The sequence below is a fragment of the Pseudomonas sp. H3_A02 genome (assembly GCF_054671965.1).
This window is the reverse complement of record NZ_CP162807.1, coordinates 3,782,109-3,805,978: the sequence shown is the minus strand read 5'-3', so window position 1 is coordinate 3,805,978 and position 23,870 is coordinate 3,782,109. Positions and strand designations below refer to the sequence as shown.

The window sequence follows — 23,870 nt, the reverse complement described above, 5'->3', positions numbered from 1 at the left end:
GGATGATTGCCCGGCTTTATTTCGCTTAGCTGACTGGCATTCGACGCTTCGCCTACTTATCGATAACAGCAACATTTCGGACCAAGCATGAACCTACAGAAAAACACCCACTATCTCATCATGGGCATCATGGGCCTGGGTGTCATCGCCCCAGCCTCGAGTTTCGCCGACACCCTCGGTCCCTATGTCAGTGGTATGGGCGGCGTGAACTGGGTCGCTGAGCAGGACCTTAACCAGAACGACCTTGACTTCGTCGAGATGGAATTCAACCAACCGTTGCATTCCGGCTTCGCCACCGGCCTGGCATTGGGCTGGCGGTTCCCGGTCGGGCTAAGACCCGAAGTGGAACTGAGCTACCGTCGCAACACCCTGACCCAGTTCAATCATCGGGTCTACGAAGGTGGTGGCAGCATCGACGGCAAAGGCGAAGAGGAAGCCACCAGCCTCATGGCCAACCTCTGGTATGACGTCACGAACCTGCCAGCCCCGTTGAACCGGTTCACCCCTTATGTGGGCGGTGGCCTGGGCTACGCCGTGCTGACCATCACCGGCCTGGAAGCCGGCGGCGTCGAGTTCGGCGACACCCATCGCGACACCGTCTCGGCCTGGCAACTCGGCACCGGGGTCGCTTACGAACTCAGCGAGCATTGGTCCATGTCCCTGGATTATCGCTACTTCAAGACCAGCGAAGCGCACTTCGGCAACATCCAGGGCCTGCCCCAGGGCGATGTGCAAACGGAGTACAACGCCCAGTCCTTGATGCTTGGTTTGCGGTATTGGTTGTAAGCGCTAGACGGATCGGTGCCTGGCCTTGGGCAGGCGCCGATTGATCAGCACGCCTAGCGCAAGGTACCCGGCACCTGGCGCCCGGCAAATCGTGCAGCGGCCACTGCCCTGTTGGGAACGTCCAGCGCGCGGATCAACGAAGAGACATGGATGCGCACGGTGAAGGGAGAGATCTCAAGCGCCGCGGCGATTTCCTTGTTGGTCTTGCCTTCGGCAATCAATTGCCAGACCTCTCGCTGGCGAGACGTGAGCCGGCTCATATCATCGTCGGAACCGAGCGGCAGCGGGCCCGAAGGCTCGTACTTGACCAGCACTTCGCCACGGCGAATATCGACGATGGCCTTGCCAACCTGATCAGGGGATAGGCTCTTGCCGACAAAGCCATCTACACCGGTCTCCATGACACGGCCAATGACATCGCTGTCATCCAGGGTCGATACCACAATCATCACGGTGTGCTTGAGTGCCTGGCGCAACTGCGCGAGCTCGCTGATGGAACCCAGGCCGGGAAGACGTATTTCAAGAATCAGCGTATCGAGCGGTTGCCCATTCGTTGCCAGCGTCCGCGCTTCCTCCAGGTTCCCTGCTTGTTCGATCATTGCGCCCGGTATAAGGCGCTCCAGCAACACCATCATCCCCTCTCGGAACAGCGGATGCTCGTCTGCTACGATCATCCGGCACATCTTCCGACCCGAGGCGCGTCTCTCATCGCGTCCCATACTGCATCTTGACGACTTCACTGATTCTCTGCGCAATGCCATTGGTGGGAGGCGTGACAGATCGGATCGACTGACCGCGATAAGGTCCGTCCGCGGGAAACCAATTCTGGACAACGACAACCTGTTTCGGTTGCTCGGCCGAAGCCGGGCCCGTGGAGATTTCATTGGTGAACTTGCAGGTATCAAACGTACCCAGGGCTGTCTTGAGCGTCTCACGCCCGTTATACGTCAGCTTCTCGACGACATCGAACTCGACCGTTGCCCCGGCGCTCACCGCTTTGTTTTTGTAGCTGACGGTGACGGTTTGCCCGGGTTGCAGATCAATCGGTGTGGAAGCGGGAGGCTGGTAGGTGGTGGTCACCAACGATGCCCCGGCACCATGGCGATCGCCGTAACGAACCAGCCGACCGTCCTTGATCTCGGCGAAGGTGGTCGTCAGGAAAAACGGCACATTATTCAAGAACGACGTGTGCACCGAAGCAACCGGATTGGCACCGGCAAATGCCTCACGCCCAAGCGTCTCGGTTTTTCCGCGACTGGTGGCTGGCGACAGGTTGTCGCGACTTTCATACTCCACCACCGTCCCGGCCTGAAAATCCGCTTCGTTGGTGCAAGCCGCGGAGGACGTCTCACTGGCCGTGGAAGCCGACGCATCGGCAATAAAAGAACCCCAGCCACTGGTGGCAAGGGCCGAGACGGCGAACACCGTTGCCAGACGCATGCGGTAAGCCGTGTCGGCGTTGGACTTTCTGGCAGGTGTACTTTTCAAAAAACAGATCCTTGTTCAAATAGGCTCGTTGCGATCGATCGAAAACCCGACAGCGCCCATAGGTTAGGGTCGAGTGCCGACCGGCGCTATAGCGCAAGTGTGCTATAGGCTTTGCCCTCGTCCGGGCTGGGGGGGATGATCGGGACTACCGATACGCGCCAGACAATGACATCATAAGGCCACCACTTGGATCGAGCCTGGACGCGCTTCATTCTTCAGCCTTGAAACCGTATCAGAGGCTCGTATGACCGAAACACTGGAGCGCTTTGTCCAGGCGCAAGCGGCAACCTATGAGCGCGCTTTGCTCGAACTACGGCGCGGGCGCAAGGAAAGCCATTGGATGTGGTTCATCTTTCCGCAATTACGCGGCCTGGGTGTCAGCGAGAACGCCACTTACTACGGCCTGCGCGGCCTGAAAGAGGCGCGCGATTATTTGCATCACCCGCTTCTGGGACCGCGACTCGAACGCGCAACCCGCGCCGTCCTGGACTCGGAAGTCGCTGTAGAAAAACTCCTGGGGACCCTCGATGCCATGAAGTTCGCGTCCTGCATGACGCTGTTTGCAGCGGCCGCGGGCGAGCACTCCGTGTATGCCCAGGCGCTGGAGGGTGGGGTGAGTGTCGACTCAAGAACACTGGAATTACTTAAGGAACCAGAGTGATCTGGCCAGCGCTCGTTGCCTATCAATATCGAACCGATAGAGACCGTTTCCGATAAAGCGCTGGTGGGCGATGCGACCCACAGGTTGCCGAGGCTGGTCGACACGTTGGGCTGATCCGCCATGCAAAACTCGCCCATGATCGCCCCAAAGATTTCAACGAATACGCCGATACAGGCTTGATAAACTGACCGGCTCGCGGGTACGCCCTTGCGACGCAATGATTAAGGAGATCCAACGGACATGATTGTCGGCATTGACCTGGGCACCACCCATAGCCTGATCGCGGCATGGCGCGACGGCGCGGCGCAACTGGTACCCAACGCATTGGGCGAGTGGCTGACCCCGAGCGTGGTCGGCCTGGACGACGAGGGCCGCGTCATGGTCGGCCGCGCAGCCCTGGAGCGCCTGCAGACCCACCCCCAGGTCACCGCCTCGCTTTTCAAGCGCTATATGGGCAGCGCTCGTCTCACCACGCTTGGCAATCGACAGTTCCGGGCCGAGGAGCTCTCGGCCATGGTGCTGCGCAGCTTGCGCGAGGATGCCGAGCGGCATTTCGGCGAACCGGTGGAAGAGGCCGTCATCAGCGTCCCCGCCTATTTCAGCGATGCCCAGCGCAAGGCCACGCGTATTGCCGGCGAACTGGCCGGGTTCAAGGTCGAGCGACTGATCAACGAACCCACCGCGGCCGCACTCGCCTATGGCTTGCATCAGCGCGATAGCGCCAGCACCTTCCTGGTTTTCGATCTCGGCGGCGGGACTTTCGACGTGTCCATCCTGGAGCTGTTCGAAGGCATCATGGAAGTTCGCGCCAGCGCCGGCGACAACTACCTGGGCGGGGAAGATTTCGACACGCTGCTGCTCCAGGATTTCGTTGCCGCACAGGCGGGCAACACCGAGGGGCCGCTGGCCCTCGAAGACGCGCAGCTCTACGGTCGGCTGCGCCGTGAAGCCGAACGCGTGCGCAAATCCCTGGGCCAGGAGTCAAGCGCTACGTTCGCAGTACGCCAGGGCGAGCGCGAATGGCGTCGCGAATACACCCAGGCCGGCCTGACCGATCTGTATGCGCCCCTGTTCAGCCGCCTTCGAGCCCCTATCGAAACCGCTTTGCGCGATGCCCGCATCCGCGCCAGTGAGCTGGACGAAGTGTTGCTGGTGGGCGGCACCACCCGCATGCCGCTCGTGCGCAAGTTGGCCGCCAGCCTGTTCGGACGTTTCCCCTCGATCCAGCTCAACCCCGATGAAGCCGTGGCATTGGGCGCCGCCGTGCAGGCAGGGCTGAAGAGCCGCGACGCGGCACTTGAAGAAGTCGTGCTCACCGACGTCTGCCCTTATTCCCTGGGCATCGAAATTGCGGTCGAGTATGGCGGCAAGCTCGAAAACGGCCATTACCTGCCGATCATCGAACGCAACTGCGTGGTGCCCGTGAGCAAGGTCAAGCGCGTGTTCACCCTCCAGGATCAGCAAAAGGTCGTGCTGCTGAAGGTCTATCAGGGCGAAAGCCGTCGGATCAGTGAAAACATTCTCCTGGGTGAACTGGAAATTCCCGTGCCGCCCATGCCTGCCGGGGAAGTGGGGATCGACGTGCGCTTCACTTACGATACCAACGGCCTCTTGGAAGCCGATGCGCAGATCGTCCAGACTGGAGAGCGACGCAACCTGGTGATCGCCAATAACGCCGGCGTGCTGAATAGCGAAGAAATCAGCCAGCGCCTCAAGGCCTTGGAAGCACTGAAGATCCATCCACGGGACGAACAACCCAATACCCTGCTGATCGCCCGGCTGGAACGTCTTTACCAGGAAAGCCGCGGTGATCTGCGCCAACGGATCGATGAGTTGGCGACCCGTTTCGCCCAGATGCTCGATACCCAGGAACTGCACGACATCCGGGCGCTCCGGCTGCAGATCAGCGCCCAGCTCGACAGCCTGGAAGAAGGTGTCTGGCGATGACCTGCTGGGTGGTACTCGGGCTGCCGGAGGACGCCGATAAGCGCAGCATCAAGCGCCAGTATGCAAGCCTGCTCAAACAGCATCGGCCAGACGAAGATCCCGAAGGGTTCCAGCGCCTGCGAGAGGCTTACGAACAGGCGTTGGAGTGGGCTGACTGGCAGCAGGAAGTGGTGGTCGACGACGAGCAGCCAGTCCCCATCGAGCCGCCCCTCGTAGAACTGCCTGCCCCGAGGCAGGCACCGACAGGGCCCTCCCCCAGCCAGCGCCTGGCAGCGCAATGCCTGGAGGCGATAGACGCGACCAATCTCGCCAGCCGCCTGACGCAGGCGCGTCTTTATGCCTGCGAACGTGAATTCGAACACGGCCTGCTGGAGCGTTGCCTGACGCAGGAAGATACCTACGACCTGGCCGAAGCGGCCATTGCGCAGTTGCACTGGCTGACCCCCTGGCAGCGCCAGGACCTGCCCAGCGCCAGCACCGAGCAACTGCGCGGCAAGCTCATGGAGCTGGCATGGTCCCGCCTGACCGGGGCCTGCCACGATAGCCAACGCTTTCTCGATCTCGCCCGCCAGCTCGACGCCAGCCCGTGGCTACAAACCCTGGATGCTCGGCAATGGCTGAACCGCTGCCTGGCCATGGCCCTCCTGCAAGCACCGGGTTGGTCGGAGCAGTTGTTCGATGCCATCTGCGCGCAACAGGGCTGGAAGCAGACCGGCCACCATAGCCCGTGTCCGGAACCCCGGTGGAGTCAACTGCTTGCCCGCAGCCACTGCGCCACGTTCCTTCAGCAGCAGGTTCGCCTCGCCCAGGGTACCGACAGCAGCGAATCCCAGGCTGCACGCATGCTGTTTGGCTCGCTCGATGAAGACGCCCGGATGGGCTTGAGCATGAGCTTCAGCGCCGAGGATTGGGCTGCTTGCGAAACGCTGTATCGCAACGTCCAGCTTCGCTATCCCCATCTACTGGACGAAATGCCTCAACTGGCCCCGGAACTATGGCGCCCGTTGCGTCGCGAACCGCCGATGCTAGCCGTGCCACTGGCCCTGCTCGGCACCTCGACCTACATGAGCTGGGCCTTGGAATATCAACTGGGCGGCGCGTTCCTCACCAGTTTGATCGACCTGCTCCTGCGCGCGCTGCTACTGGGTGTCGTCGCCTGGGGCCTGCATGCGTTCTGCAAAGCACTGGGCCGCGGTGCCTGGCGCCTCGACCGATCGATCCAGACGCGCTTTGGTCATTGGCTGAGCCTGCGACGTCCTGCGCCCCTGCCGATTCGTGAAAGTCTCTGGGTCGGGTTGCTGGGTGTTCCCATCTACCTGGCCGGAGGTGCTTTCGCCGCTGCAACTTATTTCGGGATCCTTGCTGCGCTCGCGGCCCTGAGCCGACGCACCGCCGCCCGACACGGCAAGTCCTTTATGGCTCGCGCCTATGAGCGCGTGCCCGGGGATGTACTGGTCGGCCTGTTCCTGGGGATACTCGTGCCCCTGGTCATGCTGGGCAATGCCTTGGCCAACCACTCGAGTCTTGCCGCAAATCAAGGACTCCAGGCTTGGCCACAGCGTACCTGCGCCGCCCGCCAACTGACGGACTCGCCATGTCCTTCCAAACTTTCAGCCACCCAGTGGCATAAGCCCGACACCACCCAGGCGAAACAGCCATGATCAGCACCCGCGCCTTTATCACGGCGGTTGTCGTCCTGTTAACGATGGCTTGGCTGGTGCAGCGAGTCTCCAGTTCGGAAACCGTCGACAAAGCGACTCTTTCATCCTGGACCGACATCCAGGCCATTAACACTTGCCTGGTGGAAGGTGCGGAGCTGCTGGAACAGCGCTACGCCGACTATCACGCCGTTCTTGCGCCGTCCAAGGATGTATGGCCGACCTGGCGGGGCTTTGTCGGGTTCGGCATGGGCTCTGACGATATCCTGAGGACCCAGGCCCCCTGCAAACCCTGGTTCCATAGCGACGATCCCGACCTGAACACCCAGGCCAAAAACTACGTCAAGGCCTATGACCGCCTACGGCCCGACGCACTGGCCATCGAGCGTTGGTTGGGGGACCGGTCGAACGAACTGCCTTCCCCCGAACTCGACCGACTCGAACAAGCCTTCAACCTGGGCCTGCAAGACGTACGTGCCCAAGCGATACCGTTGCGCCAGGCCCTGGAGCAACCGCAATTGCATGTTCGCGAGCAACAGTTGGCGGCCATCGAAACACGCCTGGGCCGTGACCAGCATTGGCAGACCCTGCGCTTCATGATCCTGGCACGTCAGACCATCAATGCACTCGACGCCATGACCGAAGGCGCACCGCTGAGCCCGGAACAACTGCTTACGGCGCAGCAGACTCTCACGACCCGTTGGACGGACGCCGAGACCTTGATACAGGCCCTGCCCCGGTTGCGCTCGGCCAACGGCAACCGGCCCGTGTGGACCCACATCAGCTTCGCCGCCAAGGAATGGATCAGCGCTCTGGAGCGCTTGCAGCAACACTGGGCTTCAGGCGCCGACGCCGATGAACTGAACCAGGACCTCGCCGCCGCTCGGGCCGGTTATGACGAATTGCAATCGCGCTATAACACGGCGGTGAAGGCTCAGTATTGAGGAAACGTACGAGCGACGCCTGACGCTGTCCGGCGTGGATCGAGTTCCAGATCGAAAGCACAAAGCGGCATCCAGCCTCGATCTCCTCGCCACCCGACAGCGCTCCAGGCACAAACCCGCACCGCTCAAGGACCTTCCTTGAGCCGACGTTGCTCTCATAGACATAAGCCACCAATTGCGTAAGCCCCCAACGTATCCGCGCCGCCTCGATCAGATGTTTCAGGGCCTGCGTTGCCAACCCTTGCCCACTCGCGCGTTGATCAATGCGATAGCCCACCTCGGCGCAACCGTGCGGTGAATGGATGCCTTTCAAATTCGCCCGCCCCACGATTCGCCCGCTGGAATCTTCGATCACAAACGGATGCCAAGTGCCCTCGGCAAAATCGGCCAGATAGCTTTCAATGTGATCGGTGACGCCCGTCAATGAATAAAAGCTAGGGTCCCGTGGGTCAATCTGCGATTCGAACCATTCACGGTTATGGATTTCGAAGGCCAGCAGGGCTTGCACATCGGTCATTTCCAGCTCGCGGATCCTGAATGGTTTCACTGATTGTTTCTCCTGGGTCGTGAAGCTCAATCGTAAGGTCGAGTGATCGTTCATGGCGAGGGTTTCTGCTTGAGCGGTCTTTTGTTGGGGGGCCGTTGCGCGCCCCAGCGGGAGCAAGCTCCCTCGCCACGGGGTTCATTTGATGGGAGCCATGAACGAAAAATGCTCCGTACCTTTCGATACGGAGCATTTCTTCAAGGCTTCCCGCGGATTGCCAGGGCTTCACGCAACGGTGAGGCGACTGGTTCAATCGCCTGCAGAGTCCAGAGCGACTCTACAGTTCCTATCGGGGGAGCCAGGGCGGAACCTGCCTGGAGTCCTTCAGGCGTTCTGGTTCCAGGGACGGTCTCCATGCTCGTCCTTGATGCGCGTCGGCAGGCCCATCACGTCCAGCGCCTCGAGGAACGCCTCGGCAGGCAGCTCCTCGACGTTGACCATGCGCTGCACGTCCCACTCGCCACGGGCCACCAACAAGGCCGCGGCCACGGGTGGCACGCCGGCTGTATAGGAAATGCCCTGGCTGTCGGTTTCGGCGTAAGCGTCCTCGTGGTCGGCCACGTTGTAGATGAACATTTCGCGCGGCTGGCCATCCTTGGTGCCCTTGACCAGGTCACCGATGCAGGTCTTGCCGGTGTAGCCCGGTGCCAGCGAGCTCGGGTCAGGCAGCACAGCCTTGACCACTTTCAGCGGCACGACTTCCAAGCCCTCGGCAGTCTTGACCGGTTGCTCGGAAAGCAGGCCAAGGTTCTTGAGCACGGTGAACACATTGATGTAGTGCTCGCCGAAACTCATCCAGAAACGCACGTTGGGCACGTCGAGGTTCTTCGACAGCGAGTGCACTTCGTCGTGACCGGTCAGGTACAGGTTCTGCGAGCCGACCACTGGCAGGTCGTCGGTGCGCTTGACCTCGAACATGGTGTTGCTGGTCCACTGGCTGTCCTGCCAGCTCCACACCTGTCCAGTGAATTCGCGGAAATTGATTTCCGGGTCGAAATTGGTGGCGAAATATTTGCCATGGGAGCCGGCATTGACGTCGAGAATATCGATCGAATCAATGCGGTCGAAATGCTGTTGTTGCGCCAGTGCCGCATAGGCATTGACCACACCCGGGTCGAAGCCCACGCCGAGAATGGCGGTGATGTTCTTCTCCTGGCACTCCTGGAGATGGTTCCACTCGTAGTTGCCGTACCAGGGCGGCGTCTCGCAGACCTTGCCCGGCTCTTCGTGGATGGCGGTGTCCAGGTAGGCCACGCCGGTATCGATGCAGGCACGCAGCACCGACATGTTGAGGAAAGCAGAGCCGACGTTGATGACGATCTGCGACTCGGTTTCGCGAATCAGCGCCTTGGTCGCTTCGACATCCAGAGCGTTCAGTGCAAAGGCCTTGATGTCGGCGGGTTGCTTGAGGCTACCCTTGGCCTTGACGCTGTCGATGATGGCCTGGCATTTGGAGATGTTGCGCGACGCGATAGCAATACGACCGAGCTCGTCGTTGTGCTGCGCGCACTTGTGGGCCACCACCTTGGCGACACCTCCTGCACCAATGATAAGTACGTTCTTCTTCAATTTCTTTATTTCTCCTTCCGCCAGCTCAAGAGAGGCTGGACAAGTAGTCGTCGTAAACAAACTCGCGAACCACCTCGACGCTGCCGTCGAGTTGCTTCACAACGATGGACGGCATCTTCAGGCCGTTGAACCAGTTTTTCTTGACCATGGTGTAGCCCGCTGCGTCGATGAACGACAGCCGATCGCCGATGGACAGCGGACGATCGAATTTGTACTCGCCAAAGATGTCGCCGGCCAGACAGGATTTGCCACAAACCATGTAGGTGTGTTCGCCTTCGCTCGGTGCCAGCTTGGCGTCCAGGCGATAGATCAGCAGATCGAGCATGTGCGCCTCGATGGAACTGTCCACAACGGCCAAGTGCTTGCCGTTGTAGAGCGTGTCGAGCACGGTGACTTCCAGCGACGCGCTCTGGGTGATCGCGGCCTCGCCCGGCTCCAGGTAGACCTGCACGCCATACTTCTGCGAGAAGGCCTTGAGCCGTGCGCAAAAAGCGTCCAGGGCGTAGCCCTCGCCGGTGAAATGGATGCCGCCACCGAGGCTGACCCACTCGACCTTATGCAACAAGTGACCAAAGCGCTCTTCGATAGTGCCCAGCATCTGGTCGAACAAGCCGAAATCGCCGTTCTCGCAGTTGTTGTGGAACATGAACCCGGAGATATGCTCGATGACTTGCTCGATTTTCACCGGATCCCATTCGCCCAAGCGGCTGAACGGTCGCGCCGGGTCGGCCAGCAGGTAATCGGAACTGCTCACTTGCGGGTTGACCCGCAGGCCGCGGACCTTGCCGGTCGAGGCCTCGGTGTAGCGCTGCAACTGACCGATGGAGTTGAAGATGATCTTGTCGCAGTTGGCGAGCATCTCCTCGATCTCATCGTCAGCCCAGGCCACGCTGTAGGCGTGGGTCTCGCCCGCGAATTTCTGCCGGCCAAGCTTGAGTTCATAAAGCGACGACGACGTGGTCCCGTCCATGTACTGCTGCATCAGGTCGAACACCGACCAGGTGGCGAAGCACTTGAGCGCCAGCAAGGCCTTGGCCCCGGACTGCTCACGCACATAGGCGATCTTCTGCATGTTCGCCAGCAGCTTTTGTTTGTCGATGAGGTAGTACGGCGTTTTGATCATTTTCGAGGCCTCCGGGCAAGGCGAGCCAAAAAAGGATGCGCATTGTGCCTTCACTGACTGCAGATCGAAAGAGCGAAAAGCCCCGTTCGCGCAATCATCCTGATCCAGGCCGACGCTTTGCGATCACCGGACATACCGGCTGCCCAGGCGACGAAATGCTGGATGATCTGACAAAGGGGGGTAACCGCAGAGCGCCGATGCTCGACCTTGAGCCGTTGCGCATGTTCGGCACAGCGGGACAACCGTTCGGGATCAGTGCTTGTGCATCAGGCCATGAAGCACACCGAACCTGAGACCCGCTTCGCAAGCGAGCATGTCTGTAATACCGAAGACCTTGAACGCCGCCAGCATGATCGCCAGGCCACCGGGCAGGATGCCCAGGCGATGGCTCTGCAAACCGGCCAACCTGAGGCGGTCGACATGCCCGACTTCCAGCAGCCGCAACGACAGGCGCAACAACCCGCTGTAGGTAATACCGCCTTGCCCAGCGTCATTGAGACCATTGGCCTTGAGCACCTTGGCCAACATCCGCGCCGTACCGGATGAGCCGATCACCTGCTGCCAGCCCTGCGCGCGATAACGCGCCGCCACTTCTTCAAACTGCAGGACTGCTACTCGTTCAGCCTCCAGCAGCGCCTGAGCGGTGATACGTCCGCCCGCAAAGTAACGCGCGCCAAAGGTGCCACTGCCGATGGCAATGCTCTCCGTCAACAACGGCTGAGCGCCCTGTCCCAGAATCAGTTCGGTCGAGCCACCGCCGATGTCCACCACCAGTCGTGTCTGCTCGACACCGGGCACCGCATGGGCCACACCGGCATACACCAGCCGGGCTTCTTCATGCCCGGACAGCACGTCGATCCGAAACCCCAGGTGCCGCTCGGCGCTGGCCAGGAACAGTTGGGCATTGGCCGCTTCGCGCACGGCACTGGTGGCCACCGCCCGTACCCGTCCGGCTTCAAAGCCACGCAGCTTTTTGCCGAAGCGGGCCAGGGCCTGCCAGCCTCGATCCAGTGCCAACTCGTCCAGAGCCCCGGCTTGCAGGCCCTCGGCCAATCGGACCGGCTCGCGCAGGGTTTTCACTTCCTGGATCACCAACTGTCGATTGCGCTTGACCGACTGGCCAATCACCAGGCGAAAGGCGTTGGAGCCCAGGTCAATGGCCGCGAACAGGGGGGCGTCGCCTTTCATAGGGGTGTTCCTTGATTCATCAGCCAGCAGGCACAAGCGCTGCGGGCATCCCACGATGGTTTGCGAGGATCCTGCCATGGGTTCGATGACACCTGGATGACACCCCCTGTTTTAGCCTGCGACAGGCCCATGAAGCGCAGATGACCGTCACTACTATGTAACAAATTGCAACTAGCGTGGGTCGCGCCCCCACGACCGAGTTTTCCATCATGTTTTCAACCCAGGACACCTTGGTACAGCGCATCCACCGCGAGCTGCTGGATCACAATGACGAAGAACTGGAGCTGGAGTTATCTGAAGACGGGCATGACCTGAACGCCTTGTTCGATGAACACGCCCCGGATGGCAGCGAGAAGGAAATCCGCCGATTGTATTTCAGCGAACTGTTCCGCCTTCAGGGCGAACTGGTGAAGCTGCAAAGCTGGGTGGTCAAGACCGGGCACAAGGTCGTGATCCTGTTCGAAGGGCGCGACGCCGCCGGCAAGGGTGGCGTGATCAAGCGCATCACCCAGCGGCTCAACCCCCGGGTGTGTCGCGTCGCCGCCCTGCCCGCCCCGAACGACCGTGAACGGACTCAATGGTACTTCCAGCGCTACGTTTCGCACCTGCCGGCGGCGGGGGAAATCGTGCTGTTCGACCGCAGTTGGTACAACCGCGCCGGGGTCGAGCAAGTCATGGGGTTCTGCACCGACGACCAGTACGAAGAGTTCTTCCGTACCGTGCCGGAATTCGAGCGGATGCTCGCCCGCTCCGGCATCCAATTGATCAAATACTGGTTTTCCATTTCCGACCAGGAACAGCATCTGCGCTTTCTCAGCCGCATCCATGACCCGCTCAAGCAATGGAAGCTCAGCCCCATGGACCTGGAGTCCCGCAGGCGCTGGGAGGCCTATACCAAGGCCAAGGAAATCATGCTCGAACGCACGCACATCAGCGAAGCCCCCTGGTGGGTGGTGCACGCCGACGACAAGAAAAAAGCCCGGCTCAATTGCATCCATCACCTGCTAGGGCAAATGCCCTACGAAGAAGTGGAACTGCCGACCATCGAACTGCCGCAGCGAGTTCGACAGGAAGACTACTCCCGCAGTCCGACGCCACCGGAGCTCATCGTGCCCCAGCTCTATTGAAACCCGCCAGGCAGGGACGCCCGGCACCGAGCCCCACTTTCACTGCCCACTGAATCGGACTGCATCATGACGAACCAGACCCTGGCCATGGACTCATCGAGTGCCATCGCCCCCAGTTCAAGGCCGCAACTCAACCGCAAGCCAAGCGTGCTCACCCTGGTGGTGTTTTTCGCGGTACTGGGCAGTGGCCTGCTGTTTACCGCCTACAGCCTGATGCACGACATGAACGAGCTCGGCACCGTGGTGACCACCTGGACGCCGTTCCTGCTGTTGGGCGTGGCCCTGGTGATTGCCCTTGGCTTCGAGTTCGTAAACGGTTTCCACGACACCGCCAACGCGGTGGCCACCGTCATCTACACCAACTCCATGGCGCCGAACGTGGCCGTGGCCTGGTCGGGCTTCTTTAACTTCCTCGGGGTGCTGCTCGCCAGCGGCGCGGTGGCTTTCGGCATCATCGCTCTGTTGCCGGTGGAACTGATCCTGCAAGTCGGCTCCTCCGCCGGCTTCGCCATGATCTTCGCCCTGCTGATCGCCGCTATCCTATGGAACCTGGGCACTTGGTGGCTGGGCTTGCCGGCCTCTTCGTCCCACACCTTGATCGGCTCGATCATCGGCGTCGGCGTCGCCAATGCCCTGATGCACGGGCGTGACGGCACCAGCGGCGTGGACTGGGCCCAGGCGACCAAGATCGGCTACGCGTTGCTGCTCTCGCCACTGGTAGGCTTCGGCTGCGCCGCGCTGTTGCTGCTCGCGCTGCGGGCCTTCGTCAAGAACCGCTCGCTGTACAAGGCTCCGCAAGGCAACACCCCGCCGCCCTGGTGGATTCGCGGCATGCTGATCCTGACCTGCACCGGCGTGTCATTCGCCCACGGCTCCAATGACGGCCAGAAAGGCATGGGCCTGATCATGCTGATCCTGGTCGGCACCCTGCCGATGGCCTATGCGCTGAACCGCACCATGCCCGCCGACCAGGCCCTGCAATTCGCCGCCGTGGCGCAAGTCACCCAGCAGGCCCTGGTGAAGCACTCGCCGCTGCCGGCCCCGACGGACCCGCGGGCGATCCTGACCACCTACGTTGGCAGTAAGGAGGCGACGCCGCAGTTGGTGCCGGCCCTGGCCGCCATGACTGGCAGCATCGGCGCCGAGGTCAAGGGCTACGGCTCGCTGGCCAAGGTACCGGCCGAAGCCGTGGGCAACGTGCGCAACGACATGTACCTGACCAGCGAAACCATTCGCCTGATGGACAAGAACAAGGTCGGCAACTTCGACGCCGACACCAGCGCCCAATTGCAATTGTTCAAGCAGCAGATCGACAACTCCACGCGCTTCATTCCACTGTGGGTGAAAATCGCCGTGGCCATCGCCCTCGGCCTGGGCACCATGGTCGGCTGGAAGCGCATCGTGGTGACGGTGGGTGAGAAAATCGGCAAGACCCACCTGACCTATGCCCAAGGCGCTTCAGCCGAAACCGTCGCCATGCTGACCATTGGCGCCGCCGACATGTTCGGCTTGCCGGTGTCCACCACCCACGTGCTGTCCTCCGGCGTGGCCGGCAGCATGGTCGCCAACGGCTCTGGCTTGCAGATGCGCACCATCCGCAACCTGTTGATGGCCTGGGTGCTGACGCTGCCGGCCGCCATCCTGCTGTCCGGCAGCCTCTACTGGTTGTTCACCAAGCTGTTCTGACCGCCTGTTCGCCGAGGCCTCACCTGACGAGGCCTCGGTTCTCCCGCCCGCCACGGCCCCCTGTGGGAGCGAGCTTGTTCGCGATAGCGAAGGATCAGTTACAAGGTTGGTGACTGACACACCGCTATCGCGAGCAAGCTCGCTCCCACATGAACCATCGCTATCGTCGGGTCGTCGCCCGGAGCAAGCCCCCACAAGGGGATTGGGTGAGTTCACAACCAGAAACGGTTAACATCCCTCTCCTTCGGCTACCCTCACAGAACGGCGTACCGCCATCCCTGTGGGCGTGATGCTTCAACTTTCCTTGCCTTCCCGTACCGGAGATCTTCCATGCTCAAGCCTTCCCTGGCATTGGCCGCTGGTGTTGCCCTGTCGTTTTGCAGCTTTCTGGCGCAGGCCGCCGACACCCTGAAAGTCAGCGCGATTCCCGATGAGGCCCCGACCGAGCTGCTGCGCAAGTTCAAGCCGCTGGGTGCTTACCTGGAACAACAAACCGGCATGAAGGTCGAGTTCGTCCCCGTGAGCGATTACCCGGCGGTGGTCGAGGCCCTGGCCACTGACCGCATCGACATGGCCTGGCTGGGGGGCTTCACCTTCGTCCAGGCGCGCCTGAAAACCGGCAACGCCATCCCGTTGGTCCAGCGCGAACAGGACGCCCAGTTCACCAGCAAATTCATCACCGCCGACCCCGCCGTCAAATCCCTCGCCGACCTCAAGGGCAAGACCTTCGCCTTCGGCTCGGTGTCGTCGACGTCCGGCAGCCTCATGCCGCGCTATTTCATGCTGCAGGACGGCATCAAGCCGGAGAGCTACTTCAGCCGTGTGGGCTACTCCGGTGCCCACGACGCCACCGTCGCTTGGGTCCAGGCCGGCAAGGTCGACGCCGGGGTGCTGAACGCCAGCGTCTGGGAAAAACTGGTCGCGGCCGGCAAGGTCGACACGACCAAGGTCAAGGTCTTCGCCACCACCCCTGCCTACTTCGACTACAACTGGACGGTGCGTGGAACCCTCGACCCGGCGTTGGCGGCCAAGATCAAGGCGGCCTTCCTGGCCCTCGACCCGGCCAACCCGAAGGACAAGGAAATCCTCGACCTGCAAGCCGCCAGTCGCTTCATCGAAACCAAGCCTGAGAACTACAAGGGCATCGAGGAAGCCGCACGCGCCGCCGAACTGCTCAAATGACCCTGCAACTGACCCAGGTCAGCGTGACCCATGCCAACGGCGTCCAGGCGCTACGGGGCATCGACCTGCACATCGGCGCCGGCGAACAGGTCGCGATCATCGGCCCGTCCGGCGCGGGCAAGTCGAGCCTGCTCAACCTCCTCGCCACCGCCCTGCGCCCGGGCAACGGCGAGCTGCAGTTGCTCGGCGAACGCGCCTGGCAACTGTCCGCCCGTCAGCGTCAGCGCCTGCGCGCGCGCATCGGTCTGATTCACCAATCGCCGCCCCTGCCGCCACGCCAGCGTGTGGTGACGGCGGTCCTGGCCGGAAAACTGGGTCAGTGGGGCATCGGTAAAAGCTTGTTGAACCTGCTGCTCCCGCTGGATATTCCAGGCGCCAGGGCGGCATTGGCCCGGCTGGACCTGGGGGACAAACTGTTCGCGCAATGCCAGCAACTGTCCGGCGGACAGCTGCAACGCGTGGGCATTGCCCGGGTGTTGTACCAGGCGCCGGAGGTGTTGCTGGCCGACGAACCGGTTTCGGCCATGGACCCGGTCTTGGCCGAGCACACGCTTTCGGTGCTGTGCCGTCACGCCCGGGAACACAACGTCACCCTGGTCGCCAGCCTGCACGCGGTGGAACTGGCCTTGGCACACTTTTCCCGGGTCATCGGCCTTCGGGACGGGCAGATCCTCTTCGACCTGCCCACCGAGGCGGTGGACCGGCCGTTGCTCGACACGCTCTACGCCAACGAACAGCTGCAGTCTTCGCCAACAACGCCCCACGCGCCCTTGAGCGTGCAGATTCCCCGATGCTGACACGCGATACCCGAGACCCCGCCACCCGCCCGCGCCTGCTGCTCAGTCTGCTGGCGCTTGTGCTGCTGTGGCCCGGCATCCGGTTCAGCGAGCTGGATCTCGGCGTGCTGCTGGCGAGCGACAGCCAGAGCGAAATGGGCCGGTTCGTCGCGGCGTTCTGGCCGCCCGCCCATGGCGACGAATTCGTTGAATTGCTGTGGCAGGCCACCTTGCAAACGCTGGCGATCGCCACGGCCGGCATGGCCCTGGCATTGCTGCTGGCGGTGCCCGCGAGCCTACTGGCCAGCCGCGCCCTCTCACTGTCGGCGGCCTCCCGCGCCGGGCACCCGGGTTATTGGGGTCAACTACTGCGCTGGCCGGTACGCGGCGTGTTGATCTTCTTGCGCAGCGTGCCGGAAATCGTCTGGGCCTTGCTCTTCGTGCGCGCCGTAGGCCTCGGCCCAACGGCCGGCGTACTGGCGATTGCCATTACCTACAGCGGCATGCTGGGTAAGGTCTATGCGGAAATCTACGAATCGGTCGACCAGCGTCCGGCCCACGCCCTCTTGCAGTCCGGCAGCAGCCGACTTGCGGCCTTCTGCTACGGGATCCTCCCCAATGTCGCGGCGGAACTGTTGTCGTACACGGTGTACCGCTGGGAATGTGCGATCCGCGCCTCGGTGGTGATGGGTTTCGTCGGGGCCGGAGGGCTGGGTCAGCAAATGGACCTGTCGCTGCGCATGTTCGCCGGCGGTGAAGTGGCCAGCTTGCTGCTGACGTTCCTCGCACTGGTGCTGCTCGCCGATCAACTCAGCCGCCTGCTGCGCTGGAGGCTGGCATGAATCGCCTGCTCAACGCGGTCATGCTCCTGTGCATCGGTGCGGCAGTCGTGGCTTCGTTCGTCTACCTGGGCATCGACCTGGGCGAGCTCGGCGACAGCGGCAATCTGCAGCGGATGGCGGCTTATGCGCAGCGCTTTCTCAGCCCGGACCTGAGCCCGAGCCATCTGAAGGCGATCGGTCATGGCGCCTTGGAAACCCTTGCCATGTCCGCCCTTGGCACCCTGCTCGCGGCGGTGTTCGGCCTGCTATTGGCCTTGCCGGCGGCCGGGCGCTTCGGCTGGCTGCTGCAAAGCGCTTCGCGCCTGGTGCTCAACGCCTTGCGCGCCGTTCCAGAACTGGTCTGGGCGGCGCTGATGGTCCTGGCCGCCGGGCTTGGTCCCAACGCCGGCACCCTGGCCTTGGCCCTGCATACCACTGGCGTGCTCGGCCGACTGTTCGCCGAGGCCCTGGAAAATACCCCCTCCGAACCGGCCGATGCCATCCGCCTGCAAGGTGGCAATGCCGTGTTGGCGTTCTGCTACGGCACGCTGCCCAACCTCCTGCCCCAGCTACTGGCCTATGTCCTGTACCGCTGGGAAAACAATATCCGCATGGCCAGCGTGCTCGGCTTCGTCGGCGCCGGGGGACTGGGGCAAATGCTCTACGTCAGCCTCAGCCTGTTCCAGGAAGCCCAAGGCAGCACGGTGATCCTGGCGATGCTGTTGCTGGTTTTGGCGGTCGATACGTTGAGCGGTTGGAGTCGCCAGCGTTGGGTCAAGGCTTGAGGTGTTGGGGTAAAACCAACACGTTCGATAAAAGCCTTCCCGAGATCCTGGTCTTTCATTCCGAGAGGCATCGTTTTTTTGGTGTGTATATCCGTTGCTGCGGTAACGGCCACTTAGGGTTGCGCCCTGACGGCGAGTCACTTTCGAAAATCCGGAAGCCGGCCCAGGCGAAAGTGACCAAAGCGCTTCTGCCCCACCGCTCGGTGCCTGCGTTCGGCCATCGTGGTTAACGGGACACCCCAGATCAACGTCCACCCCGAGGCGGCCTGATAGCCGATCTGGCTCTTGATGGGGACCGCGTTTTTCCTGTGGGAGCGAGCTTGCTCGCGATGAGGGCGGTAGGCTTAACATCCATATCCATGTGACTGAACCACCGCCATCGCGAGCAAGCTCGCTCCCACACAGGTTCTTGGTCGTTTATAAGATCAGTGTCCACCGCCGATCCCTGTGGGAGCCGAGCTTGCTCGCGATGGCGATGGGTCTGCTTGCATCAATACTGAATGTGCCGCCCTCACGAGCAAGCCCGCTCCCACAAAGTTTTCCCATGGCTCTACGCCCTCTCCATCAACGCCGGCTGCACATCCGCCTCACCCTGCAACAACTCAACCACCCAATCGATAAACACCCGAACCCTGGGCGACAGCTGTCGATGAGGCGGGTACACCGCTGAGATCGGCCACACCGGCACACTGTACTCGCTCAACACTTCGACCAGCCTGCCCTCGGCCAACTGCCGTTGCACGTGGTAACGCGGCACCTGGATCAAGCCGAATCCCGCTTCACAGGCCGTTACATAAGCGTCGGCGTTATTGACGGTCAACTCACTCGGCAATTGCATTTCCCGCACCCGCCCCGCCACCTCGAATTCGAACGGGAAGAACCGTCCATTACCCGACGCAAAGCCAATGGCCTGATGCGTCGGCAAATCCTCCAGCCGCCGAGGCGTGCCGACCCGAGCGAGGTAGCCGGGGCTGGCACAGGTCAACTGATGCAGGCGCACGATGGGCCGCGCCACCAAGCCTTGATCAAGGATAGTGCCGGCGCGGATTGCGCAATCCACGCCCTCGCGCTGCAGATGGACTTGGTGATCATGAAAACCCATGTCCAGTTGCAACGCCGGGTAGCGGCGATAGAAATCCGGTAGGCGCGGCAGGATCCAGGTACAGCCAAAGGCGATGGGCATGTCCACCTTCAAGGTGCCACGCGGCTGGCTCCGTTGCGCCGACAACGAACTTTCCAGGTCATCGAGGTCGTCCAGCAACTGGCCGCTGCGCTGGTAATACGCTTGGCCATCGAGCGTTGCGCGCACCTGTCGGGTGGTGCGCTGCAACAGTTGCACGCCCAAATGGGCTTCCAACTGCTGGATCAACAGGCTGACCGTGGCTCGGGGCAAGCCAAGGTCATCGGCCGCCTTGCCAAAACCGCCCAGCTCGACGATACGCCGAAACACTTGCATGGCCTGTAATCGGTCCACTGTCGCGCCTCATTATTTAGATATTCCGAATAGTTAAACCAATAAACAGGGATTTATCCAGGAAATCCCTTGCTGGAGACTGCACAGGTCGTTCATTTCCAGGAGCTATCAGCATGAAGACCCGCCAACTCGGCCATCGCGGCCCTTACGTTTCCTCCATCGGCCTGGGCTGCATGGGCATGTCGGACTTCTACACCACGGGCACGGACGAGGGCGAAGCGATTGCCACGCTGCACCGCGCCGTGGAATTGGGTGTGACGCTGTTCGACACCGCCGACATGTATGGGCCGCATACCAACGAAGCACTGCTCGGACGTGCCCTGCGAGGCAAGCGTGAAAGCCTGTACCTGGCGAGCAAGTTCGGCCTGGTGCGCAGCAGCGATCCCCATGCCCGTGGCGTCAATGGCCGCCCCGAATATGTGCGACAGTCGATCGACGGCAGCCTCAAGCGCCTCGACACCGACTACCTCGACCTCTACTACCAGCACCGCATCGACCCGGAGGTGCCCGTCGAAGAAACCATCGGCGCCATGGCCGAGCTGGTCAAGGCCGGCAAGGTCCGCCACATCGGCATCTCGGAGGCCAGCGCCGAGACCATCCAGCGAGCCCACGCCGTGCACCCACTGGCTGCGGTGCAAAGCGAATACTCGTTGTGGTCCCGCGAACCTGAACACAATGGCGTGCTCGATACCTGCAAACGCCTGGGCATTGCATTCGTCGCCTACAGCCCCTTGGGCCGGGGCTTTCTGACCGGCGAGCTGAAGTCACCGGAGGATTTTGCCGCCGATGACTATCGCCGCTTCAACCCGCGCTTCCAGGCCGACAACTTCAAGCGCAACCTGGCGCTGGTCGAACGGGTCAAGGCCTTGGCCTCGGACAAGGGCATCAGCGCCTCGCAACTGGCCCTGGGTTGGGTATTGGCCCAGGGTGACCACGTCATTCCGATCCCGGGCACCAAGCAGCGCAAGTACCTGGAGAGCAATGTGGCGGCGGCTTCGGTGGCGTTGAACGCTGACGAATTGGCCCAGCTGGATGGGATTTTCACAGGCGACGGTGTGGTGGCGGGCGACCGATACCAGGCGCAGACGATGACGTTGTTGAACGGTTGATCCGTCGGCTGGGCTGTCGGTTTCGACGGGCCGTACTCAAGCAGGCGTCAGTCCAGCCGATAACCCTATCAATAACAGCCCAAGGCCTCGCCGGGCTCTGCCAGTTGCATAGGGTAATAATCAATGGGTTTGCCGCTTAATCGCCTGCTGATGTGGGGCGTCCTGATGTTCCTCGCTGCAAGCACTTACGCGGCAGAGACACCGCTGCGCATCGTGACGGAGGAGCTGCCGCCCTACAACATGACGCAGAACGGGCGCGTGACCGGCATGAGCACCGAAGTGGTCCAGGCCGTGCTCAAGGAAGTCGGCATGGACGCGCCCATTCAGCCGATGCCCTGGGCCCGGGCCTACGACCTGGCGCTCAATGAAAGCAACGTGTTGATCTATTCGATCGTCCGCACGCCTGCACGCGAATCGCTTTTCCAGTGGGTGGGCACCATTGGCCCGACGCAGTGGTATATCTACTCGCTGGCGGACCGGCCGGTAAAACTCGACTCGCTGGCCGACGCCCATGGTCACCAGATCGCCACGGTCAATCAGGACGTGGGCGAGCAATACCTGGTCTCGAAGGGTTTCCGCATCGGCGAGGAATTGCAGTCGAGCACCAAGTACGAACACAACTACCGCAAGCTCAAGGTCGATCATGTGGAGCTGTGGATTTCCAACGAGCTCAACGCGCTGTACCTGACGCGCCAGAATGGCGAAGATCCGGACAAGGTGCTGATCCGCTCCCTGGCACTTCCCGAGCTGAGCAGCGCAGACGGCCTGAACATGGCGTTCAGTCGCAAGACGCCGACCGAGACGGTGGAGAAATTCCGCGCCGGCCTTGAGATCATCCGTCGCAACGGGGTCTACGACGCCATCCTGCGCAAATGGTTATGACATGGGTGACCCTTTCCGCACGGCGTCCTCCCAGCCACCACCGACCAAGGCGTTCAGCTCCCTGGGGCGACGCCTGGTGCTGGCAACGCTGCTGTTCTGCCTGTTCTTTACCCTGGCGATGGTCACCTGGCGCACCTGGCTGGCCTGGGAAAACAACCTGGCGGAAATGAATTCGGAGCTGGCCCTGATCGACCAGGTGTTCCAGAACACCCTGGCCCATGCCATTTGGGAACTGGATCGCGAATCTCTCGACCAACAAATCACCAGCGTTGCCGGGGCAGCCCCCGTGGGTCGCGTGGTGTTGAACATCCTGCGCCCCGGGCAAGCGCCTGAAGTCATCGAGCTCAAGCGCTACGCCGTCGATCAATCGGGCGTGGTGCCGGTGCTGCATCGCCAGCTCATCGCCCAGCCCTACGCCGGAGCCCATGAAAAAGTCGGTGAGCTGACCATCGAAGGCGACAACAACCTGCTGTGGGAGCGCCTCTGGAGCGAAGCGCGCAGCATCGTCATCACCCAGCTCATCCAGTCCTTGCTGCTGGCCGGGTTGATCATGACCATGTTCAACCGACTGGTGACCGTGCATGTGGTGCATATCGCCCGTCACCTGGGCGAACTCGCGCCGCATACCCTCAAGCGTCACCTCAAGCTGCAACGGGCGGTGCATCGCCAGGACGAACTGAGCCTGCTCGAATTCCAGGTCAATGAACTCCAGGACAATCTGCGCGCCCACCTCGAACGCCAGCGTTCGGATGAACTGGCCCTGGCCGCCAGCCGCGATCAAATGGCCGAACTGGTGGAGGCACGCACCGCGGAACTGAAAGCAGCCAACCAATCCCTCGAAGCCCTGTCCCGTCACGATGCCTTGACGGGCCTGGCCAATCGTCGCTACTTCGACGAATTGAAGGAAATCGAGTTTCGCCGGGCAATCCGTCACAACACCCCGCTGGCCGTGCTCATGTGCGACGTCGATTTCTTCAAGATCTACAACGACACCTACGGCCACATGCAGGGCGACCTGTGCCTGAAAGAGATCGCCGAAACCTTGCGCAGCGTGTTCGGCCGCTCTGGCGAACTGACCGCGCGCGTAGGCGGCGAAGAGTTCGTCGTGGTCCTGCCCAACATCAACGCCGCCCAGGCCTGTCAGGCGGCTCAACGCTTTCGCACCAGCCTGGCGGAACGTGAGCTGCCCCACAGCGGCTCCAAGGTCTCGCCTTTCGTCACCGTGAGCATTGGCGTCGCCGAGCTGGACCCGGAAACCATGGACCATTTCGATCAATTGCTGCAACGCGCCGACCAGGCGCTGTACCGGGCCAAACACCAGGGACGCGACCGCGTTGCCCTGTAACAACCATCACGCCGTCATGAGGTCTGCCTATGCACGTTCGCCTGATACTCTGCTCATGCTTGCTACTCGCCTCGATCAGCCTGCAAAGCCACGCCGAGGCAATCGAAGTCGTGACCGAAGACTCCCTGTACGCCTATCAGCGTGACAACAAGGTCGTCGGGCCGGGCATTCTCATCGCCGAGGAGACGCTGAGAAACGCGCAGCTCACCGATTACAGCCTGTCGCTGTACCCGTGGGCCCGGGCCTACGAAAAAGCATTGCACGAGCCCAACGTGCTGATCTTCCCACTGGACCGCACCCCGGCCCGCGAGGCATTGTTCAAATGGGTGGGTGAAATACATCGGGTGGCGAGCCGGCTCTATAAAATGCGTGACAATAAAGATATCGCCGTCAACAACCTCGAAGAGGCCAAGCAGTACAGCATCGGTGTGGTGCGCAATGACGCCAAGCAGATTTACTTGCAACAGCGTGGGTTTACCCGGTTGGTCATCTCGGCCAACAACCACGACAACTTTCAAAAACTGCTGAATCGGCAGATCCAGTTGCTGCCGATGCCGGAAAACACCGCGCGCCTGATGAGCCAAGATGCCCAAGTGGATTTCACTTCATTGGAAGAGGTCTATACCCTCGATGAACAACCCCACAGGGTCCACCTGGCCTTCAGCCTGAGCACGCCGGATGACGTCGTCGCCAAGGCCCAACTCGCTTTCGAAAAACTCAAGGCGTCCGGTGAAGTCGCACGGATCATGAACGAACAGCGGTAGACTCTGGGGGA

The 23,870-nt window shown here is 61.7% G+C and carries 21 protein-coding genes and 1 pseudogene; 15 read left to right on the top strand and 7 right to left on the bottom strand.

Annotation, left to right across the window (positions count from 1 at the left end; all coding sequences use genetic code 11):
• Window positions 1–87 precede the first annotated feature (87 nt).
• A complete protein-coding gene (locus AB4N80_RS17015) occupies window positions 88–786 on the top strand; it encodes an outer membrane protein (protein ID WP_460078031.1) in 699 nt (232 codons plus the stop codon).
• 53 nt (window positions 787–839) lie between these two features.
• Here the strand turns inward: AB4N80_RS17015 and AB4N80_RS17010 are convergent, their stop codons facing one another.
• Window positions 840–1,469 (bottom strand): LuxR C-terminal-related transcriptional regulator, encoded by a 630-nt coding sequence (locus AB4N80_RS17010; RefSeq protein ID WP_460083102.1) that lies wholly within the window; start codon window positions 1,467–1,469, stop codon window positions 840–842.
• Between the two features lie 22 nt (window positions 1,470–1,491).
• On the bottom strand, window positions 1,492–2,274 hold the full coding sequence (locus AB4N80_RS17005; protein ID WP_122565812.1) for a hypothetical protein: 783 nt from the start codon (window positions 2,272–2,274) through the stop codon (window positions 1,492–1,494).
• Window positions 2,275–2,518: 244 nt separating this feature from the next.
• Between AB4N80_RS17005 and AB4N80_RS17000 the strand changes: the two genes are divergently transcribed.
• The 4 genes from AB4N80_RS17000 (at window position 2,519) to AB4N80_RS16985 (ending at window position 7,484) form a co-directional block, all read left to right on the top strand.
• Entirely contained in the window at window positions 2,519–2,935 is a 417-nt protein-coding gene (locus AB4N80_RS17000; protein ID WP_122565813.1) for a DUF1810 domain-containing protein, read from the top strand.
• Window positions 2,936–3,175: 240 nt separating this feature from the next.
• Window positions 3,176–4,882: a molecular chaperone HscC gene (locus AB4N80_RS16995; RefSeq protein ID WP_460078029.1), complete on the top strand. Its 1,707-nt coding sequence runs from the start codon at window positions 3,176–3,178 to the stop codon at window positions 4,880–4,882.
• Entirely contained in the window at window positions 4,879–6,543 is a 1,665-nt protein-coding gene (locus tag AB4N80_RS16990) for a J domain-containing protein (protein WP_460078028.1), read from the top strand. Before AB4N80_RS16995 ends, AB4N80_RS16990 begins: the two co-directional genes overlap by 4 nt.
• Window positions 6,540–7,484, top strand: a complete 945-nt coding sequence (locus tag AB4N80_RS16985; protein ID WP_460078026.1) for a DUF3829 domain-containing protein — start codon at window positions 6,540–6,542, stop codon at window positions 7,482–7,484. Before AB4N80_RS16990 ends, AB4N80_RS16985 begins: the two co-directional genes overlap by 4 nt.
• A gap of 49 nt (window positions 7,485–7,533) precedes the next feature.
• On the opposite strand, the pseudogene AB4N80_RS16980 reads toward AB4N80_RS16985, so the two are convergent.
• The 4 genes and pseudogenes from AB4N80_RS16980 to AB4N80_RS16965 form a co-directional block, all read right to left on the bottom strand.
• Window positions 7,534–8,031 (bottom strand): annotated as a pseudogene (locus tag AB4N80_RS16980) (GNAT family N-acetyltransferase); the annotation flags it as partial.
• A gap of 321 nt (window positions 8,032–8,352) precedes the next feature.
• On the bottom strand, window positions 8,353–9,597 hold the full coding sequence (locus AB4N80_RS16975) for a saccharopine dehydrogenase family protein (RefSeq protein ID WP_122565818.1): 1,245 nt from the start codon (window positions 9,595–9,597) through the stop codon (window positions 8,353–8,355).
• Window positions 9,598–9,622: 25 nt separating this feature from the next.
• Window positions 9,623–10,720 (bottom strand): carboxynorspermidine decarboxylase, encoded by a 1,098-nt coding sequence (locus tag AB4N80_RS16970; protein WP_122565819.1) that lies wholly within the window; start codon window positions 10,718–10,720, stop codon window positions 9,623–9,625.
• A gap of 252 nt (window positions 10,721–10,972) precedes the next feature.
• Window positions 10,973–11,908, bottom strand: coding sequence for a Ppx/GppA phosphatase family protein (locus AB4N80_RS16965; RefSeq protein ID WP_122565820.1), 936 nt, complete (start codon window positions 11,906–11,908; stop codon window positions 10,973–10,975).
• 209 nt (window positions 11,909–12,117) lie between these two features.
• Here AB4N80_RS16965 and ppk2 point away from each other — a divergent pair, with 209 nt between their 5' ends.
• From ppk2 to phnE, 6 genes are all read left to right on the top strand, one after another.
• Entirely contained in the window at window positions 12,118–13,035 is a 918-nt protein-coding gene (ppk2, locus tag AB4N80_RS16960) for a polyphosphate kinase 2 (RefSeq protein WP_122565821.1), read from the top strand.
• A gap of 66 nt (window positions 13,036–13,101) precedes the next feature.
• The gene (locus AB4N80_RS16955) at window positions 13,102–14,721 is read left to right on the top strand and encodes an inorganic phosphate transporter (protein ID WP_122565822.1); all 1,620 of its coding nucleotides are present in this window, start codon (window positions 13,102–13,104) and stop codon (window positions 14,719–14,721) included.
• 330 nt (window positions 14,722–15,051) lie between these two features.
• Window positions 15,052–15,903, top strand: a complete 852-nt coding sequence (locus AB4N80_RS16950) for a putative selenate ABC transporter substrate-binding protein (protein ID WP_122565823.1) — start codon at window positions 15,052–15,054, stop codon at window positions 15,901–15,903.
• The gene (locus AB4N80_RS16945) at window positions 15,900–16,700 is read left to right on the top strand and encodes an ATP-binding cassette domain-containing protein (RefSeq protein WP_122565824.1); all 801 of its coding nucleotides are present in this window, start codon (window positions 15,900–15,902) and stop codon (window positions 16,698–16,700) included. Before AB4N80_RS16950 ends, AB4N80_RS16945 begins: the two co-directional genes overlap by 4 nt.
• Window positions 16,694–17,521: a PhnE/PtxC family ABC transporter permease gene (locus tag AB4N80_RS16940; protein ID WP_305467453.1), complete on the top strand. Its 828-nt coding sequence runs from the start codon at window positions 16,694–16,696 to the stop codon at window positions 17,519–17,521. The genes AB4N80_RS16945 and AB4N80_RS16940 overlap by 7 nt, the downstream gene beginning before the upstream one ends.
• Complete coding sequence (gene phnE, locus AB4N80_RS16935; RefSeq protein WP_122565826.1) at window positions 17,518–18,285, top strand: phosphonate ABC transporter, permease protein PhnE; 768 nt, start codon at window positions 17,518–17,520, stop codon at window positions 18,283–18,285. Before AB4N80_RS16940 ends, phnE begins: the two co-directional genes overlap by 4 nt.
• A gap of 550 nt (window positions 18,286–18,835) precedes the next feature.
• Here the strand turns inward: phnE and AB4N80_RS16930 are convergent.
• The gene (locus AB4N80_RS16930) at window positions 18,836–19,759 is read right to left on the bottom strand and encodes a LysR family transcriptional regulator (protein ID WP_122565827.1); all 924 of its coding nucleotides are present in this window, start codon (window positions 19,757–19,759) and stop codon (window positions 18,836–18,838) included.
• 113 nt (window positions 19,760–19,872) lie between these two features.
• Between AB4N80_RS16930 and AB4N80_RS16925 the strand changes: the two genes are divergently transcribed.
• The 4 genes from AB4N80_RS16925 to AB4N80_RS16910 all read left to right on the top strand — a co-directional run bounded on the left by AB4N80_RS16925 (window position 19,873) and on the right by AB4N80_RS16910 (window position 23,859).
• A complete protein-coding gene (locus AB4N80_RS16925) occupies window positions 19,873–20,868 on the top strand; it encodes an aldo/keto reductase (protein WP_305481781.1) in 996 nt (331 codons plus the stop codon).
• Window positions 20,869–20,991: 123 nt separating this feature from the next.
• Complete coding sequence (locus AB4N80_RS16920) at window positions 20,992–21,750, top strand: substrate-binding periplasmic protein (protein WP_460078023.1); 759 nt, start codon at window positions 20,992–20,994, stop codon at window positions 21,748–21,750.
• Window position 21,751: 1 nt separating this feature from the next.
• Entirely contained in the window at window positions 21,752–23,095 is a 1,344-nt protein-coding gene (locus AB4N80_RS16915) for a GGDEF domain-containing protein (protein ID WP_122565830.1), read from the top strand.
• 29 nt (window positions 23,096–23,124) lie between these two features.
• The gene (locus AB4N80_RS16910) at window positions 23,125–23,859 is read left to right on the top strand and encodes a substrate-binding periplasmic protein (protein WP_122565831.1); all 735 of its coding nucleotides are present in this window, start codon (window positions 23,125–23,127) and stop codon (window positions 23,857–23,859) included.
• The last annotated feature ends 11 nt before the right edge of the window (window positions 23,860–23,870 follow it).